The organism is Cellvibrio sp. PSBB023, assembly GCF_002007605.1.
In the GTDB taxonomy this organism is placed as follows: Bacteria; Pseudomonadota; Gammaproteobacteria; order Pseudomonadales; family Cellvibrionaceae; genus Cellvibrio.
Genome location: NZ_CP019799.1, coordinates 2,098,434 through 2,112,677 on the forward strand (window position 1 = coordinate 2,098,434; position 14,244 = coordinate 2,112,677).

The following is a 14,244-nucleotide window of genomic DNA, read 5'->3' on the forward strand; positions in this document are numbered from 1 at the left end:
ATAGCGCAACAATTATTTCTGCAAGTCAGCCAGGGCTTTGTTAACCATAGTGGCTGGCAATGGAATATAGCCATCGCGAACAACGGTTTCCTGACCTTGTTTGGAAAGGATCAGTTTTACAAACTCTAACTGAATCGCATCCAACGGGCGGTTCGGGTGCTTGTTGATGTACATGAACAGTACGCGCGACAGGGGGTAAGAACCGTCCAGGGCGTGAGTGGCATCTGCAGCGATATAAGGCTGACCATCTTTTTTGGACAGGGGAACAGCGCGCACACCAGAGGTAATGTAACCAATACCAGAGTAACCAATGCCGTTGATAGATTCAGAAACACCCTGCACTACCGATGCTGAACCGGGCTGCTCAAGAATGCTGGATTTGAAATCGCCTTTACACAGAGCTTCATCTTTAAAGTAACCGTAAGTGCCTGATACCGCGTTACGGCTATAGATGGTGAAATCGCGATTTACCCATGCACCGGTCAAACCTACATCCCCCCAACGGGTCAGGTCTTTGGCACCGCCGCACTTGCGTGTAGCAGAGAAAATAGCATCCACCTGGGGAATGCTCAGGCCTTCAATCGGGTTATCTTTATTGACATACACAGCGAGCACGTCAATCGCCACAGGCACAGCCGTTGGCTTGTAACCATGCTTGGCTTCAAACGCCTGGATTTCTTCGGTTTTCATTGCGCGGCTCATAGGGCCGAAGTTGGCAGTACCTTCCGTCAAGGCTGGTGGTGCAGTAGAAGAACCGGCACCTTGAATCTGGATATTGACGTTGGGATACCACTTTTTGAAATCCTCTGCCCAGAGCGTCATCAGGTTATTAAGCGTGTCTGAACCGATTGAGTTAACGTTACCGGATACACCGGTAGTGGCTTTGTACTCTGGCAGCGCTGGGTCAATTGCAGCCTGCAATGCAGTGGCACAAACCATAGAGCCGGCCAAAACCAACCCTTTCATAATTTTCATAGCGTTCATAGAGCGCTCCATCAGTGATTACATGAGTAATGAATAGTGTGTCTAACCGTGAAGGGTTATCCCTTCAGTGATAATCACTTTACCCAGCAAATATGACAGTTATGTGACCAGCAGAAATTTTTGTCACAAATGTGTCGCACAAACGTCACACGCCCAGCGTGTATTGCTCCATCACCAGACAAATAGCAAAACACCAGCCGAAGCTGGTGTTTAAGGGGGGTATGCAGAGGCGTTATTTAACCACGCGCAAACCGGGTCGCTTGGCGGGTGGAGCATCACCCGACGTACTTGTACCGCCGCCACTGGGCACGGGTGTAGGACCGCTGGGTGGCGGTGGCGGTGGTGCAGGATTTGGCTCGGGTTCAAACATCATGCCCTGCCCGTTTTCACGGGCATAAATGCCCAAAATGGCACCGCAAGGGATGTAGAGATTATTAACTACACCGCTAAAACGCGCATTAAACGACACGGCGGTATTGTCCATAAAAAAGTCTTTAATCGCCGAGGGGGAAATATTCAGAATAATCTGGCCGTCTTTGTTGACGTGCTGCTGGGGCACCTGGGTTCCGGTCACATGGGCATCAACCAAAATATGGGGTGTGCAGTTGTTATCCAAAATCCACTCATAGACAGCACGTAAAAAATAAGGGCGACTGGACGTCATGGACATAAGTATTTCCTTGGTCTGATCAGGGCGAGACAAGCTGCAATTTACCCTGTTTTGGTGCTTTATAAAACCAACAGGGCTTAAACAAAAAGGGCGACCTAAGTCGCCCTTTTGGGTGTCATTTACTGCAATCAGTGAATTTCTCGCCAGAACTCACGGTTCAGGAAGTAAACAAAGATAAACAGAATAACCAAAAAGCCTAAAACATAATAACCAATCGCTTCACGCTTAACTGCCACTGGCTCGGCAAGGTACTCAAGGAAGTTCACCAGATCATACATCGCCTTGTCATACTCAGCGGTTGTCATAGTGCCTTTTACTTTACCTTCCACCAAAGCGCCGCAGTGCTCGTCCATTTCCACTTCACCCACATCGTTGCGCAATGCACCGCCGTGATGATTCAGTTTTGGACCTGCACCGCACTCCAACAGACCTTGTGGGCCAATCAGGACGTGAGGCATACCGACGTTCGGGAATACGCGGTTGTTAACACCCCAGGGGCGGGTTTCATCTTTGTAGAAGTTGCGCAGATAGGTGTACAACCACTCCGGTGAACGCGCACGGGCAACCAGCGTCAAATCCGGTGGTGCAACACCAAACCAGACTTTGGATTGTTGTGGCTTCATCGCAATTTCCATCAACTGACCAATGCGTTGACCGCCAAAAATCAAATTCTCTTCCATGGCACTGTGCGGGATATCCAGGTCATCGGCAATGCGCTCAAAGCGAGAATATTTGGCCGAGTGACACCCCATGCAGTAGTTCACAAAGTATTTGGCGCCACTTTGCAATGACTCTTTGTTACGCAAATCGGGCTCCATTTTGTCACACGGAATAGCGCCGCAATCAAATGCACCGCCCGCCGCTACAGCTTTGATTGGCACAATCATCAAAATCAGGAAGAGCGCAAAACCAGCAAGTACCACAATGGCAGGCAGGCCTTTCGCTTGGGTGCGAGTGGGTTCAACCAAATCTTTATCGCGCGCAGCCAAGGCTGGCAATACGGCAAAAATCACAGCCAACACAAAGCACAGCACCAACAAAATCGCCGGAACATCACCGCCAATATAGTCCACACCCATCCATGCAAAGATTACGGCAAACACACCAGAGACAATCCAGGAGGCTTTTGATTTCGCTTTCTCTGGGCTGGTGGTGGTCCATACAGGCATAGTCAGGAAGTAAGCAAAGTAGAATGCGGTAGCAATTTGCGACAACAAGGTTCTGCCTTCGGTAGGCGCCTTCACACCCAAATAACCCAACACCACAAACATAGCGGCAAAGGCAATCAGCATGATGCGAGGGATATGACCACGGTAACGCATGGATTTCACTTTGCTGCGATCAAACCAGGGCAGTACAAACAGGAGCGCAATCGCCGCACCCATCGCCACAAAGCCCAACAGTTTTGCAGTCAGAACCATTGGGCCGACTTCGATTTGCAGAGTTACTGCACGCAATACCGCATAGAAAGGGGTGAAGTACCAAACCGGTGCAATATGGGTTGGGGTTTTCAGGTTGTTTGCTTCTTCAAAGTTAGCGTATTCCAGGAAGAAACCGCCCATTTCCGGCATGAAGAACATAATGAAGCAGAAGGCAAACAGGAATACAGTAATACCAACCAAGTCGTGCACGGTGTAGAAAGGATGGAAAGGAACGCCGTCGCGTGGAATGCCGTTTTCATCTTTGTTCTTTTTGATTTCAACACCATCGGGGTTGTTGGAACCTACTTCGTGCAGCGCCAGAATATGCATGACTACCAGTGCCAGCAGTACAATCGGCAGCGCCACAACGTGCAAGGCAAAGAAACGGTTCAAGGTGATGCCGGAGATGAGGTAGTCACCGCGAATCCACTCAACCAAGCCATCGCCCACCACTGGAATCGCACCAAACAAGGATACGATTACCTGTGCCCCCCAGTAAGACATTTGTCCCCATGGCAACACATAACCCATAAAGGCTTCTGCCATCAGGACCAGATAAATAGTCATCCCGAAGATCCACACCAATTCCCGTGGGGCTTTGTAGGATCCGTACATCATGCCGCGGAACATGTGCAGGTAAACAACAACGAAGAACGCAGAGGCGCCGGTGGAGTGCATATAACGCAGCAACCAACCGTAATCCACATCGCGCATAATGTATTCAACAGAGGCAAAAGCACCTTCAGCGGATGGGTTATAACTCATAGTCAACCAAATACCGGTAACCAACTGGTTAACCAATACCAACAGCGACAGAACACCGAAGAAATACCAGAAGTTGAAGTTTTTGGGCGCATAGTATTTGCCCATGTGGGTGTCCCACGCGCGCTGTACTGGCAGACGCTTATCAACCCACTGCCACAAACCTGTTAACCAATTCATATCAAGCCTCCTGATCTTCGCCAATCACAACTACAGAGTCGCTCTCATAACGATGAGGAGGAACTTCGAGGTTGAGAGGAGCAGGTACACCGGAATAAACACGACCTGCCAGGTCGTATTTGGAACCATGGCAAGGACAAAAGAAGCCGCCTTGCCATTTATCGCCACCCAAATCGGCAGCTCCTACGTCAGGCCTGAACATAGGCGCACAGCCAAGGTGCGTACAAATTCCCAGCAAAATGGCAAATTCTTTGTTAATCGCACGCGCTTCATTCTGCGCGTAGGCTGGCTGCTGGGCTTCTTTGGATTCCGGGTCCAAGAGTACGCCTTGCGCCTCAACCGCTTTCAAACTATCCAATGCGGCTTGGGTACGACGCACAATAAATACCGGCTTGCCGCGCCACTCTACAGTGACCATAGCGCCGGGTTCTATTTTGCTGATGTTGTATTTAACAGGTGCGCCTGCAGCTTTTGCTCTGGCACTCGGGTTCCAGGAACCCACAAACGGAATTGCTGCACCCACCACGCCGACCGCACCCACTGCACAAGTGGCACCGATCAACACGCGACGGCGTGTTTTATTTACTGCGTCATTACTCATGACGAATTCTCCCCTAACAGCTTTAACGGCTAGCAAATCGCCTCACATCGCCCCACAACCTGATACTAAGGCTTATACGAAGTCTGGCGACAAAGGATTATTGGGTGACTCAAGAAAAGGCGGGCAATCTTAATGAATTAACACGCTGCTTACAAGAATAACCACACATAAGTAGTGGGTTATAGCTGTGCAATTTTAGACATAAAAAAACGCCCAAGCCAGCAAAGACTTGGGCGTTCTTGACGATCATCAACCAGCCGCCCAAAAAGCAGCTGGTGAAAACCATTAACGCTTGGAGAATTGTGGCTTCTTACGCGCTTTACGCAGACCCACTTTCTTACGTTCAACTTCGCGCGAGTCGCGAGTAACGTAGCCAGCTTTACGCAATTCACCACGCAGACTTTCATCGTACTCCATCAGAGCACGAGTCAGGCCGTGACGAATAGCGCCCGCTTGACCAAAGCTACCACCGCCAGAAACGGTAACATTTACATCGAACTTCTCAACCAAACCCACCAACTCCAATGGCTGACGCACTACCATGCGCGCTACTGGACGACCGAAATACTCGTCCAGAGGACGATCATTTACAGTGATGGTGCCTGAACCAGCGGTGATGAAAACACGCGCGGTAGAGGTTTTGCGACGGCCGGTGCCGTAAAATTGTGCAGACATGTCAGCTCCCCTTAGATGTTCAGTTCTTTAGGTTGCTGAGCAGCATGTGGATGCTCATTACCTGCATAAACTTTCAGTTTTTTGAACATGGCACGACCCAGTGGACCCTTCGGCAACATACCTTTAACGGCAGTTTGAATGGTGCGCTCTGGCGCCTTCTCAATCAACTTCTGGAAGCTGATAGATTTAATGCCGCCCACGAAACCTGTGTGCGAGTAGTAAATCTTGTCAGTAGCTTTACGGCCAGTCACGCGCACTTGAGCAGCATTGATCACAACGATGTAATCACCGGTATCAACGTGTGGTGTGAATTCTGGCTTGTGCTTGCCACGCAAACGCGAGGCGATTTCCGCAGATAAACGGCCGAGTGTTTTTCCCGCCGCATCCACGATGAACCAGTCATTAACGACAGATTCTGCTTTGGCAATATAGGTCTTCATGTTATTCCTGCCTAATTGGATGTGGATACTAATTTAAATACAACGAAACAACCCTAAAATAGGGAGGCGGCATACTACACAGCAAAGACCAGCTTTACAACCAGTATTTGAGCTTATTCAGGCCGGTGCGGACGGGCCAGATATTCATGACTTTGCATCTCCAACAAACGGCTCACTGTCCGCTGAAACTCAAAGTCCAGCTTTCCGGTTGAATAGAGCTGTGCCAGCGGGCGCTCGGCAGAGATAACCAGTTTTACCTGGCGATCGTAAAACTCATCCACCAGATTCACAAAACGGCGCGCCTGATCATCGGTTGCACGCCCAAGTCCAGGCACATTACTGAGGATCACCGTGTGATATTCACGCGCCAGTTCAATATAGTCATTCTGGGAGCGCGGGCCATCACACAGGGCAACAAAGTCAAACCAGGCAACACCCTCTCCGACATGACGCGCGCGAATCAGGCGCCCTTCCACTTCCAGATCGATATCATCCTGCAGCACCGCGTGTGCAGGTAAAAGGCTCTTGAAACTGCACATCAAACTTTGGTCAGCGGCCTCATCAAGAGGCGAGTGATATAACTCCGCCTGCTCCAGCGCGCGCAACCGATAATCAACACCACCATCAACATTCACCACCAAGGTATGCTGATTCAGCAGCGCAATCGCCGGCAGAAAACGCGCGCGCTGCAAACCATCCTTATATAAGCCATCCGGCACTATATTGGATGTCGCCACCAGGGTAACACCCCGCGCAAACAGCTCTTCCATCAGCGTTCCCAGAATCATGGCATCGGTGATATCAGAGACAAAAAATTCATCGAAACAGATTACGCGCGCCTCAGCTGCAATAATATCCGCCACTTTTTTAAGCGGATTTTTCTGCCCATCCAGTTTTTTAAGCTCAGCATGAACACGGCGCATAAATCGATGGAAGTGCGCGCGCAGTTTTTGATCAAATGGCAAGCTTTCAAAAAAGTTATCCATTAAGTAGGTTTTGCCACGCCCTACACCACCCCAAAAATACAAACCTCGCACCAGCTTGCGTGAATCACTACCGGTCAACTTCTTCAACAAACTTCCCAGTGCCGACTGTTGCTGCTCAGCGGTCCAGGCAGCCAGCAGCTCATCGTAGAGGCCCTGTAAATGCTGAACTGCCAGCGCCTGTGCGGCATCATGGCGAAAATCTGGTCGCGCCAGATCCCGTTGATAACGCGCCAGTGGCGATAAAGACACCGAAGAACTCACCATTGCGCTTGTCATACTACCTCTGCCCATTGCCGCTCAATGACACAACTTAAATCTGCTTTGAAGGCTGTTAAATACCCGTGAAAAAAATGCCCTGCCTGCTGATAACGCAACACTTCAACAACCCCGCCCAATGCAGCAGCCCATTGATAGACCCCTTCCGCATCCACACGCTCATCAGCATCACCCTGCACAACACACAGGGGACAGCTAAATTTACCGCCCTGCGCATAGGGGTAACGCTCCACCGGCGGTGCAATAAGGGTTAGATGCTGCAAGCCCGGTACGCGATAACTCACTTGCGCCGCAATTGAGGAGCCAAATGAAAACCCGGCCAGCAATAAAGGGGCCTGTGGAAATTGCTGGCCAACCCACGCGATGATCGCCAACAGATCACCCTGTTCGCCGATGGCATTATCAAAACTGCCCGCACTGGCGCCCACGCCGCGAAAGTTAAAACGCAATACATGGATACCCAGATCACGATAGGCGCGCATTAGCGTTGTTACCACCTTATTCTCCATGGTTCCGCCATGCACAGGGTGTGGATGGCATATCACCGCAAGCGCTTGGCGCGCAGCAAACACACCACCCTCATCAGCGGCATGTATCATCGCCTCTAATTGACCACAGGGGCCGGGAATAAAAAGCGCCTGCTCTTTGGCAAAGGGAAAAGTCATCGAATACCTCTGAATTCAGTGCGACTTCGCACAGGGGCAATAATTTTTGCCCATTTTAATGAGAAAATGGACTTATAATAGGTCTATTGGTGCTTCTGGCTGCATATTGTCAGAGCGACGCCCTTGTTCAGTAGGAGATAGCTGTGTATTCACTTAGTACCCTTATTATCAGTGGTTTGGTTTGCTTGCTCGCCGGTGGTGGTATTGCCGCTTTTATTCTTTACACATTCCGTGCACCACTGCTGGGCCGCGACCTGGAACAGCGCCTGCATCAGGCCGAAACTACCCTGCAAAGCTATCAGCGCGATGTAGCAGAACACTTTGCACAAACATCACAGTTGGTTAACAACCTGACACAATCCTATCGCGATGTGCATGAGCATCTGGCCAATGGCGCCTTAAAACTGGCAACGCCTGCTATTAGCCGTCAGATTCTGGACTCTGCCAACAGCGGATTGGGTGGGGATACAAAATCCTACATCAGTGGACAACACATTGAGCCGCCACGCGATTGGGCCCCCAAAACACCAGGCACCAAAGGCACGCTCAGCGAAGACTACGGCTTGCGCGATGATCACACTGACAGCTCGCCCCTGCCAACAGAATCAGCAGACGACTATGATTTTGATGGCAAAGCTAACCGCTATTAAAAGCTGAATAAATGCGCGCAACGGATTAGTCGCGCATTGCTACACACCTGAGTTCATTCACAGGATGTCGAACACAAGTAGAACCCCGCATTTAGCGGGGTTTTTGTTGGTCTGGTCACTGCTCGACGGAGATGCTTTTAATGTCCTTACAACGCTTGCTGCAGTTTATAGGCTGGCCGATTACCGCAGGCGTTATCATTGCGTTACTTGCTCTTTTGTTATTTCCGCAGCTACGCGGTAACAACGCACCAGTCCCACAACCCCAAGAACCCAAATATCCCGTCGGCGTAGTTTCCTATGCAGATGCCGTCAGCCGCGCGGCGCCCGCCGTGGTAAATGTGTATACCGAAAAGCGCGTTGTGCAGCGCTATCAGAACCTCTACAACAATCCGCTCTATCGCCAACTTTACGACAAGTCCAATACACCACAGCAACAGCGCATGCAAAACACCTTGGGCTCAGGTGTTATTGTCGATGCGCAGGGGCACATACTCACTAACAAGCACGTAGTAAATGGTGCCGACAAGATTTTGGTGTTGCTCTACGATGGCCGCGGCGCCTCCGCCGAATTAATTGGTACAGATCCGGAAAATGATTTAGCGGTATTAAAAATCAACACCGAAAACCTGAGCCCCATCACTATTGGCGACTCCAACAATATACGTGTAGGCGATGTGGTGCTCGCTATTGGCAACCCATTCGGGGTGGGCCAAAGTGTGAGTCAGGGAATTGTCAGCGCAACAGGTCGCTGGAATTTAGGCATTAACAGTGCAGAAAATTTTATCCAGACAGATGCTGCCATTAACCCGGGAAACTCAGGCGGCGCATTAATTGACGCTCACGGTAATTTGATAGGCATCAATACCGCCATGCTTGATGAAACCGGCGCATCGGTTGGAATCAGCTTTGCAGTACCCGCAGAAAAAGCCATGAATTCGCTGCGCCAGATTGTCGAGTATGGCGAGGTGCGTCGCGGCTGGCTGGGCTTGGCCATTAATTCACTTACCCATGAACAAATCAAAGAACTGGGCATTAATGGTTTGGTAGTAACCGAGATAGAAAGCAAAAGCCCCGCTGAAAATGCCGGCTTTCAAAAAGGCGATATCATCACTCATATTGATGGCGTCGCGCTAATTGACGCCCCCTCACTGTTCAACTCCATTCGCAATATCCAACCGAATGCAGAAATTACCTTCAGAGTCGTGCGCAATGGCGAGTCGAGAGAATTAAAAGCGATTGCAGGCTTCCCTCCCACCAAAACCTGATTTGCAACATTTTGCATAATCAATCAAATAAAAAATGGGCGCACACTGGCGCCCATTTTTAATACTGCAGACGTTTTGTTAATCGATAATACGATATTCCGCCGAGCGCGCATGCGCCTCCAGATATTCACTACGCGCCAACACTGATGCAGTTTTGGATAAGACCGACGCACCGGCAGCAGAGCACATAATAATCGAGCTGCGCTTTTGAAAATCATACACACCGAGTGGCGATGAAAAGCGCGCAGTGCCGGAAGTAGGCAACACGTGATTGGGACCAGCGCAATAATCGCCCAACGCCTCTGGAGTAAAGCGCCCCATAAAAATGGCACCCGCATGGCGAACCTTTGGCAGCAATGCTTCAGGATCTGCAACAGACAACTCCAAATGCTCAGGTGCAATGCGATTGCTCACAACAATTGCCTGCTCCATATCGGCAACTTTAATTAACGCGCCGCGATTTTTTAGCGATACGCTCGCAATGCTTTCGCGTGCCAGCGATGGCAACAATCGCCGAATAGATTCTTCAACCTTATCCAAATAATGCGCATCAGGGCACAACAAAATCGATTGAGCCTGTTCATCGTGTTCGGCTTGGCTAAACAAATCCATTGCAATCCAATCCGGATCCGTCAAACCATCACACACCACTAAAATTTCCGAGGGGCCAGCGATCATATCAATCGCTACCTGACCAAACACCGCACGCTTGGCGGTGGCCACATAAATATTGCCAGGACCGACAATTTTATCGACTTTTGCAATGGTTTCAGTACCGTACGCCAGTGCAGCAACTGCCTGGGCACCACCAATGGTAATCACACGATCCACACCGGCAATTGCCGCCGCCGCCAACACCATGGGGCTAATCTCACCATCGGGCGCAGGCACCACCATGGTCAACTCATCAACACCCGCCACCTTCGCCGGAATTGCATTCATTAATACCGATGAAGGGTAAGATGCCTTACCGCCGGGTACATACAAACCAACGCGCTCCATGGCAGAAATTTGTTGCCCAAGCACAGTGCCATCCGCTTCGGTGTAGCGCCACGAGCTTTGCAACTGGTGCTGGTGATAATTGCGGATTCGCTCGGCAGCCACTTCCAATGCCGCGCGCTGCTCGGCACTGATTTGCGTCAAGGCATACTGCAATTGCGCAGGCGTGACTACAAAGTCGTTAATACTTTGCGCAGTACGGCGATCAAACTTATTGGTGAACTCCACTACGGCGGCATCACCGCGCGTTTTTACTTGATGCAAAATATCATCAACCACCGAGGCAACTCGGGTATCGCTTACCGATTCCCACGCAAGCAACTGATCAAGGCGCAGATTAAAATCGCTTTGGCTGGCATCCAAACGGGTGATGATAGAGTCAGACATGGAATTCTCTTTAAAAACGGTGAACTAGAAAAATAATAAGTTGATCATGCAGCCTATCCATTGCAAATACACATTGACATTTGCAATAGACGGTATAGAAAATTAATTGACCGCTACGGCCTTGGCGATATGGTCGATGATAGTTTGGATTTGTACGTGCTTCATTTTCATTGAGGCTTTATTCACAATCAAACGCGAGCTGATATCCGCAATAAAATCGCGCGGCTCCAAACCATTGGCGCGCAGCGTGTTACCTGTATCGACAATATCCACAATTTCATCGGCCAAATTCATAATCGGCGCCAGCTCCATAGCACCGTACAGCTTGATAATATCGGTCTGACGCCCTTGGGAGGCATAATATTGCTTGGCAATATTCACATACTTGGTCGCCACACGAATGCGCCCCGCAGGCAGTGATTCACCTTTTACGCCAGCCGTCATTAATTTACAGCGCGCAATATTTAAATCGAGCGGCTCATACAATCCCTCAGCGCCGTTTTCCATCAATGTATCTTTGCCGGAAATACCCATGTCCGCCGCACCAAATTGCACATAGGTGGGTACATCAGCGCCGCGCAACAACAGCAGACGAACATGGGCCTGCGTGGTATCGAATACCAGCTTGCGGCTCTTCTCCATGTCCTCCAGCGGCTCAATGCCCGCTGCTGCCAGCAGCGGTAATGTCTCTTCCAGAATGCGCCCTTTGGTGAGCGCAATTGTCAGGGTTTGGCTCATAGCATCCACCTTCTTACGACCCTTTTACGCGGCGCACACTTGCACCGATGCTTTGGAATTTTTGTTCGATGGCTTCGTATCCACGGTCAATATGGTAGATACGGTCAATCAGGGTTTCACCGTCAGCGACCAACCCGGCAATCACCAAACTGGCGGATGCACGCAGGTCTGATGCCATAACGGGTGCCGCCTTCAAACGCTCAACACCGGTCACAATGGCGGTGTTGTGCTCTAATTCGATGTGCGCCCCCATACGGTTTAATTCGGCCACTTGCACCAGGCGGTTTTCAAAAATTGTCTCGGTAATATGGCTTACACCATCGGCGACGGCATTCATCGCCATAAATTGTGATTGCATGTCGGTAGGGAATGCGGGGTAAGGTGCCGTTTTCAAACTGACAGCCTTGGGGCGCTTACCGTGCATATCCAGCGTGATCCAGTCCTCGCCCACAGCAATATCGGCGCCTGCTTCCTGCAATTTTAATATCACCGCCTCAAGAATATCGGCGCGAGTATTGGTCAGCTTGATGCTGCCGCGTGTGGCAGCGGCGGCAACCAGATAAGTGCCGGTTTCAATACGATCCGGCATCACGGCGTATTCACAGCCATGCAATTTATCAACGCCATAAATCGTCAGGGTCGAGGTGCCTATACCTTCAATTTTTGCCCCCATGGAGACCAGCATATTTGCCAGATCCACGATCTCGGGCTCGCGCGCAGCGTTTTCCAGTACGGTTTTGCCATCGGCCAATACCGCAGCCATCAGCAGGTTTTCCGTACCGCCAACGGTGACCATATCCATCAGGAAGTGACAACCTTTCAGGCGACCATTGGAGCGGGCGCGGATATAACCACCATCAATTTCAATAGTTGCCCCCATGGCTTCCAGGCCGCGGAGGTGAATATCCACCGGACGCGAACCAATCGCACAACCGCCAGGGAAAGAAACATTGGCTTCACCGTAGCGAGCCAGCAAAGGCCCCAGCACCAGAATGGAGGCGCGCATGGTTTTCACCAACTCATAAGAGGCGGTGTAGGAGCTAATCGTATTGGGATCGACAATCACTACGTGATCGCCTTCGATCTTGATGGTCAACCCCAAGGTCAGCAGCAACTGCACCATTGTGGTCATGTCTTTTAGATGCGGGACATTGGTCAGCCGCACTTCACCATCTGCCAATATAGAGGCCGCCAACAGAGGCAAACCGGCATTTTTAGAACCGGAAATACGAATTTCACCAGAGAGCGGCCCGCCGCCCGAAATCAAAAACTTGTCCATTACCAACCTGAGAATAAAAGAAATGTGCGCACCAAGGCGAATACGCGGCGTCAACCGTGATGACGACTGAAGATCACCGCAAAATGAAGGACGGCCCTGTCGTAAGACTTACTGCTGCGCCTGCCACTGCTCAGGCGTAAACGATTTGATGTAATCCACCGCATGGATACTGCGATCCGCAAATTGCGCACTCAGGGTTGCAAGCACCAATTGCTGCTTTTTCACTGGAGTAAGACCCGCAAACGCAGGACTAACGATCACCAGACCAATATGGTCGCCCTGCACTTCTACGGACTTGACATCGCAGTCTGGAATTTGGCTTTCAATCAGGGCTTTGATTTGTTCGGCTTGCATAGTATTTCCCGGCAGAGGCTAAGGTCGCACCCAATCAGCACCGGGGCATGCTCTAGCATCACGGCACTGTTGGCTGGACTGAATGTAGCGATAAGTAAATAAGGCGCGGAGTTTACCGGAATGTCGCCCATATCGCACTTAAAAAACCATGATCCAAAACGCAAAACCCCCAGCCATTGGCCAGGGGTTTTGCGGTACCACAATCGGTGATCAGACTATGAATCAGGCATCAACCAGCCAGTTAGCGATCACCTGATCCAGATCGCCATTGTGCTTTTTCAGGCCAGCCTTGAATTGACCGCTGAAGGATTGCCCCAAATTTACACCATTAAGAATAACGTTGATCAGCTTCCACTCGCCCGTTTTCCCCTGCACCATGGTGTAATCCAGCTTGTGGTTGGCGCCATCGGCTGTCAGCTCTTGCTTCACCACTACGCGCTTCGGGTTTTTAGGATCGGCAGTAACGCCTGCCAGAGTAACTTTGCTATCGGCATAGCCCAGAATACCTTTGCCGAGTGATTTCACCATGCCATCTTTAAAGACCTTCAAAAATTGCTCGCGCTGTGCGGCAGTTGCCTTGCCGTAAGTCGCTTTACCCATAACCGATGCTGCGATAAAGGGGAAATTCACTACTTCATCCAGCACCTTCTCGACTTGTTTGAAGTAAACATCATCGGCTGTTTTAGCGGTATTTTTCGCTTTGACCAAGCCAAACAGTTCTTGCGCAACCGATTCAACGATCACTTGTGGTGCCTGGGTTGCATCGGCAGCCTGTGCTGACTGCAAGCCAAACAATAAAAATAAGCCCAAAACAGCACCAGAAACGTTGGTGAACAGATATTTCATTGTAAAACCTTCCATTAAGTGAGTTGTATTCATTCAGTCAAAATGACCTCAGGCCTGGATTCAGCG

The 14,244-nt window shown here is 50.4% G+C and carries 15 protein-coding genes; 2 read left to right on the plus strand and 13 right to left on the minus strand.

Annotated features, from left to right (window positions below):
• Positions 1-12: 12 nt before the first annotated feature.
• From B0D95_RS09290 to B0D95_RS09325, 8 genes are all read right to left on the minus strand, one after another.
• Complete coding sequence (locus B0D95_RS09290) at positions 13-984, minus strand: PstS family phosphate ABC transporter substrate-binding protein (RefSeq protein ID WP_078043643.1); 972 nt, start codon at positions 982-984, stop codon at positions 13-15.
• A 232-nt stretch (positions 985-1,216) separates the two neighbouring features.
• On the minus strand, positions 1,217-1,654 hold the full coding sequence (locus B0D95_RS09295) for a ClpXP protease specificity-enhancing factor (RefSeq protein WP_078043644.1): 438 nt from the start codon (positions 1,652-1,654) through the stop codon (positions 1,217-1,219).
• Between the two features lie 128 nt (positions 1,655-1,782).
• Positions 1,783-4,017 (minus strand): ubiquinol-cytochrome c reductase, encoded by a 2,235-nt coding sequence (locus B0D95_RS09300; RefSeq protein WP_078043645.1) that lies wholly within the window; start codon positions 4,015-4,017, stop codon positions 1,783-1,785.
• A gap of 1 nt (position 4,018) precedes the next feature.
• Positions 4,019-4,618 carry a ubiquinol-cytochrome c reductase iron-sulfur subunit gene (gene petA, locus B0D95_RS09305; RefSeq protein ID WP_078043646.1) on the minus strand — a complete coding sequence of 200 codons (600 nt, stop codon included), beginning with the start codon at positions 4,616-4,618 and terminating at the stop codon, positions 4,019-4,021.
• Between the two features lie 285 nt (positions 4,619-4,903).
• Positions 4,904-5,293, minus strand: coding sequence for a 30S ribosomal protein S9 (gene rpsI, locus B0D95_RS09310; RefSeq protein ID WP_078043647.1), 390 nt, complete (start codon positions 5,291-5,293; stop codon positions 4,904-4,906).
• 11 nt (positions 5,294-5,304) lie between these two features.
• The gene (gene rplM, locus B0D95_RS09315; RefSeq protein WP_078043648.1) at positions 5,305-5,733 is read right to left on the minus strand and encodes a 50S ribosomal protein L13; all 429 of its coding nucleotides are present in this window, start codon (positions 5,731-5,733) and stop codon (positions 5,305-5,307) included.
• 113 nt (positions 5,734-5,846) lie between these two features.
• The gene (zapE, locus tag B0D95_RS09320) at positions 5,847-6,995 is read right to left on the minus strand and encodes a cell division protein ZapE (RefSeq protein ID WP_078043649.1); all 1,149 of its coding nucleotides are present in this window, start codon (positions 6,993-6,995) and stop codon (positions 5,847-5,849) included.
• Complete coding sequence (locus B0D95_RS09325; RefSeq protein WP_078043650.1) at positions 6,992-7,660, minus strand: alpha/beta hydrolase; 669 nt, start codon at positions 7,658-7,660, stop codon at positions 6,992-6,994. Before B0D95_RS09325 ends, zapE begins: the two co-directional genes overlap by 4 nt.
• 143 nt (positions 7,661-7,803) lie before the next feature.
• On the opposite strand from B0D95_RS09325, the gene B0D95_RS09330 reads away from it, so the two are divergent.
• Together B0D95_RS09330 and B0D95_RS09335 are read left to right on the plus strand one after the other, a co-directional pair.
• On the plus strand, positions 7,804-8,310 hold the full coding sequence (locus B0D95_RS09330; RefSeq protein WP_078043651.1) for a YhcB family protein: 507 nt from the start codon (positions 7,804-7,806) through the stop codon (positions 8,308-8,310).
• Between the two features lie 140 nt (positions 8,311-8,450).
• On the plus strand, positions 8,451-9,575 hold the full coding sequence (locus B0D95_RS09335; protein WP_078043652.1) for a trypsin-like peptidase domain-containing protein: 1,125 nt from the start codon (positions 8,451-8,453) through the stop codon (positions 9,573-9,575).
• Positions 9,576-9,653: 78 nt separating this feature from the next.
• Here B0D95_RS09335 and hisD read toward each other — a convergent pair whose 3' ends face one another.
• The 5 genes from hisD to B0D95_RS09360 form a co-directional block, all read right to left on the minus strand.
• A complete protein-coding gene (hisD, locus tag B0D95_RS09340) occupies positions 9,654-10,961 on the minus strand; it encodes a histidinol dehydrogenase (protein ID WP_078043653.1) in 1,308 nt (435 codons plus the stop codon).
• Between the two features lie 102 nt (positions 10,962-11,063).
• Positions 11,064-11,699 carry an ATP phosphoribosyltransferase gene (hisG, locus tag B0D95_RS09345; protein ID WP_078043654.1) on the minus strand — a complete coding sequence of 212 codons (636 nt, stop codon included), beginning with the start codon at positions 11,697-11,699 and terminating at the stop codon, positions 11,064-11,066.
• Positions 11,700-11,712: 13 nt separating this feature from the next.
• The gene (murA, locus tag B0D95_RS09350) at positions 11,713-12,978 is read right to left on the minus strand and encodes a UDP-N-acetylglucosamine 1-carboxyvinyltransferase (protein ID WP_078043655.1); all 1,266 of its coding nucleotides are present in this window, start codon (positions 12,976-12,978) and stop codon (positions 11,713-11,715) included.
• A 108-nt stretch (positions 12,979-13,086) separates the two neighbouring features.
• Positions 13,087-13,332 (minus strand): BolA family protein, encoded by a 246-nt coding sequence (locus B0D95_RS09355; RefSeq protein WP_078043656.1) that lies wholly within the window; start codon positions 13,330-13,332, stop codon positions 13,087-13,089.
• Positions 13,333-13,554: 222 nt separating this feature from the next.
• The gene (locus B0D95_RS09360; RefSeq protein WP_244904506.1) at positions 13,555-14,178 is read right to left on the minus strand and encodes a phospholipid-binding protein MlaC; all 624 of its coding nucleotides are present in this window, start codon (positions 14,176-14,178) and stop codon (positions 13,555-13,557) included.
• Positions 14,179-14,244 lie beyond the last annotated feature (66 nt).

Coding starts and splice junctions, on each gene's coding strand:
- petA (WP_078043646.1), bottom strand. CDS start 4,618: ATGAGTAATGACGCAGTAAATAAAACACGCCGTCGCGTGTTGATCGGT.
- rpsI (WP_078043647.1), bottom strand. CDS start 5,293: ATGTCTGCACAATTTTACGGCACCGGCCGTCGCAAAACCTCTACCGCG.
- B0D95_RS09355 (WP_078043656.1), bottom strand. CDS start 13,332: ATGCAAGCCGAACAAATCAAAGCCCTGATTGAAAGCCAAATTCCAGAC.
- hisG (WP_078043654.1), bottom strand. CDS start 11,699: ATGAGCCAAACCCTGACAATTGCGCTCACCAAAGGGCGCATTCTGGAA.
- hisD (WP_078043653.1), bottom strand. CDS start 10,961: ATGTCTGACTCTATCATCACCCGTTTGGATGCCAGCCAAAGCGATTTT.
- B0D95_RS09335 (WP_078043652.1), top strand. CDS start 8,451: ATGTCCTTACAACGCTTGCTGCAGTTTATAGGCTGGCCGATTACCGCA.
- murA (WP_078043655.1), bottom strand. CDS start 12,978: ATGGACAAGTTTTTGATTTCGGGCGGCGGGCCGCTCTCTGGTGAAATT.
- zapE (WP_078043649.1), bottom strand. CDS start 6,995: ATGACAAGCGCAATGGTGAGTTCTTCGGTGTCTTTATCGCCACTGGCG.
- B0D95_RS09360 (WP_244904506.1), bottom strand. CDS start 14,178: ATGAAATATCTGTTCACCAACGTTTCTGGTGCTGTTTTGGGCTTATTT.
- B0D95_RS09290 (WP_078043643.1), bottom strand. CDS start 984: ATGAACGCTATGAAAATTATGAAAGGGTTGGTTTTGGCCGGCTCTATG.
- B0D95_RS09325 (WP_078043650.1), bottom strand. CDS start 7,660: ATGACTTTTCCCTTTGCCAAAGAGCAGGCGCTTTTTATTCCCGGCCCC.
- B0D95_RS09300 (WP_078043645.1), bottom strand. CDS start 4,017: ATGAATTGGTTAACAGGTTTGTGGCAGTGGGTTGATAAGCGTCTGCCA.
- B0D95_RS09295 (WP_078043644.1), bottom strand. CDS start 1,654: ATGTCCATGACGTCCAGTCGCCCTTATTTTTTACGTGCTGTCTATGAG.
- rplM (WP_078043648.1), bottom strand. CDS start 5,733: ATGAAGACCTATATTGCCAAAGCAGAATCTGTCGTTAATGACTGGTTC.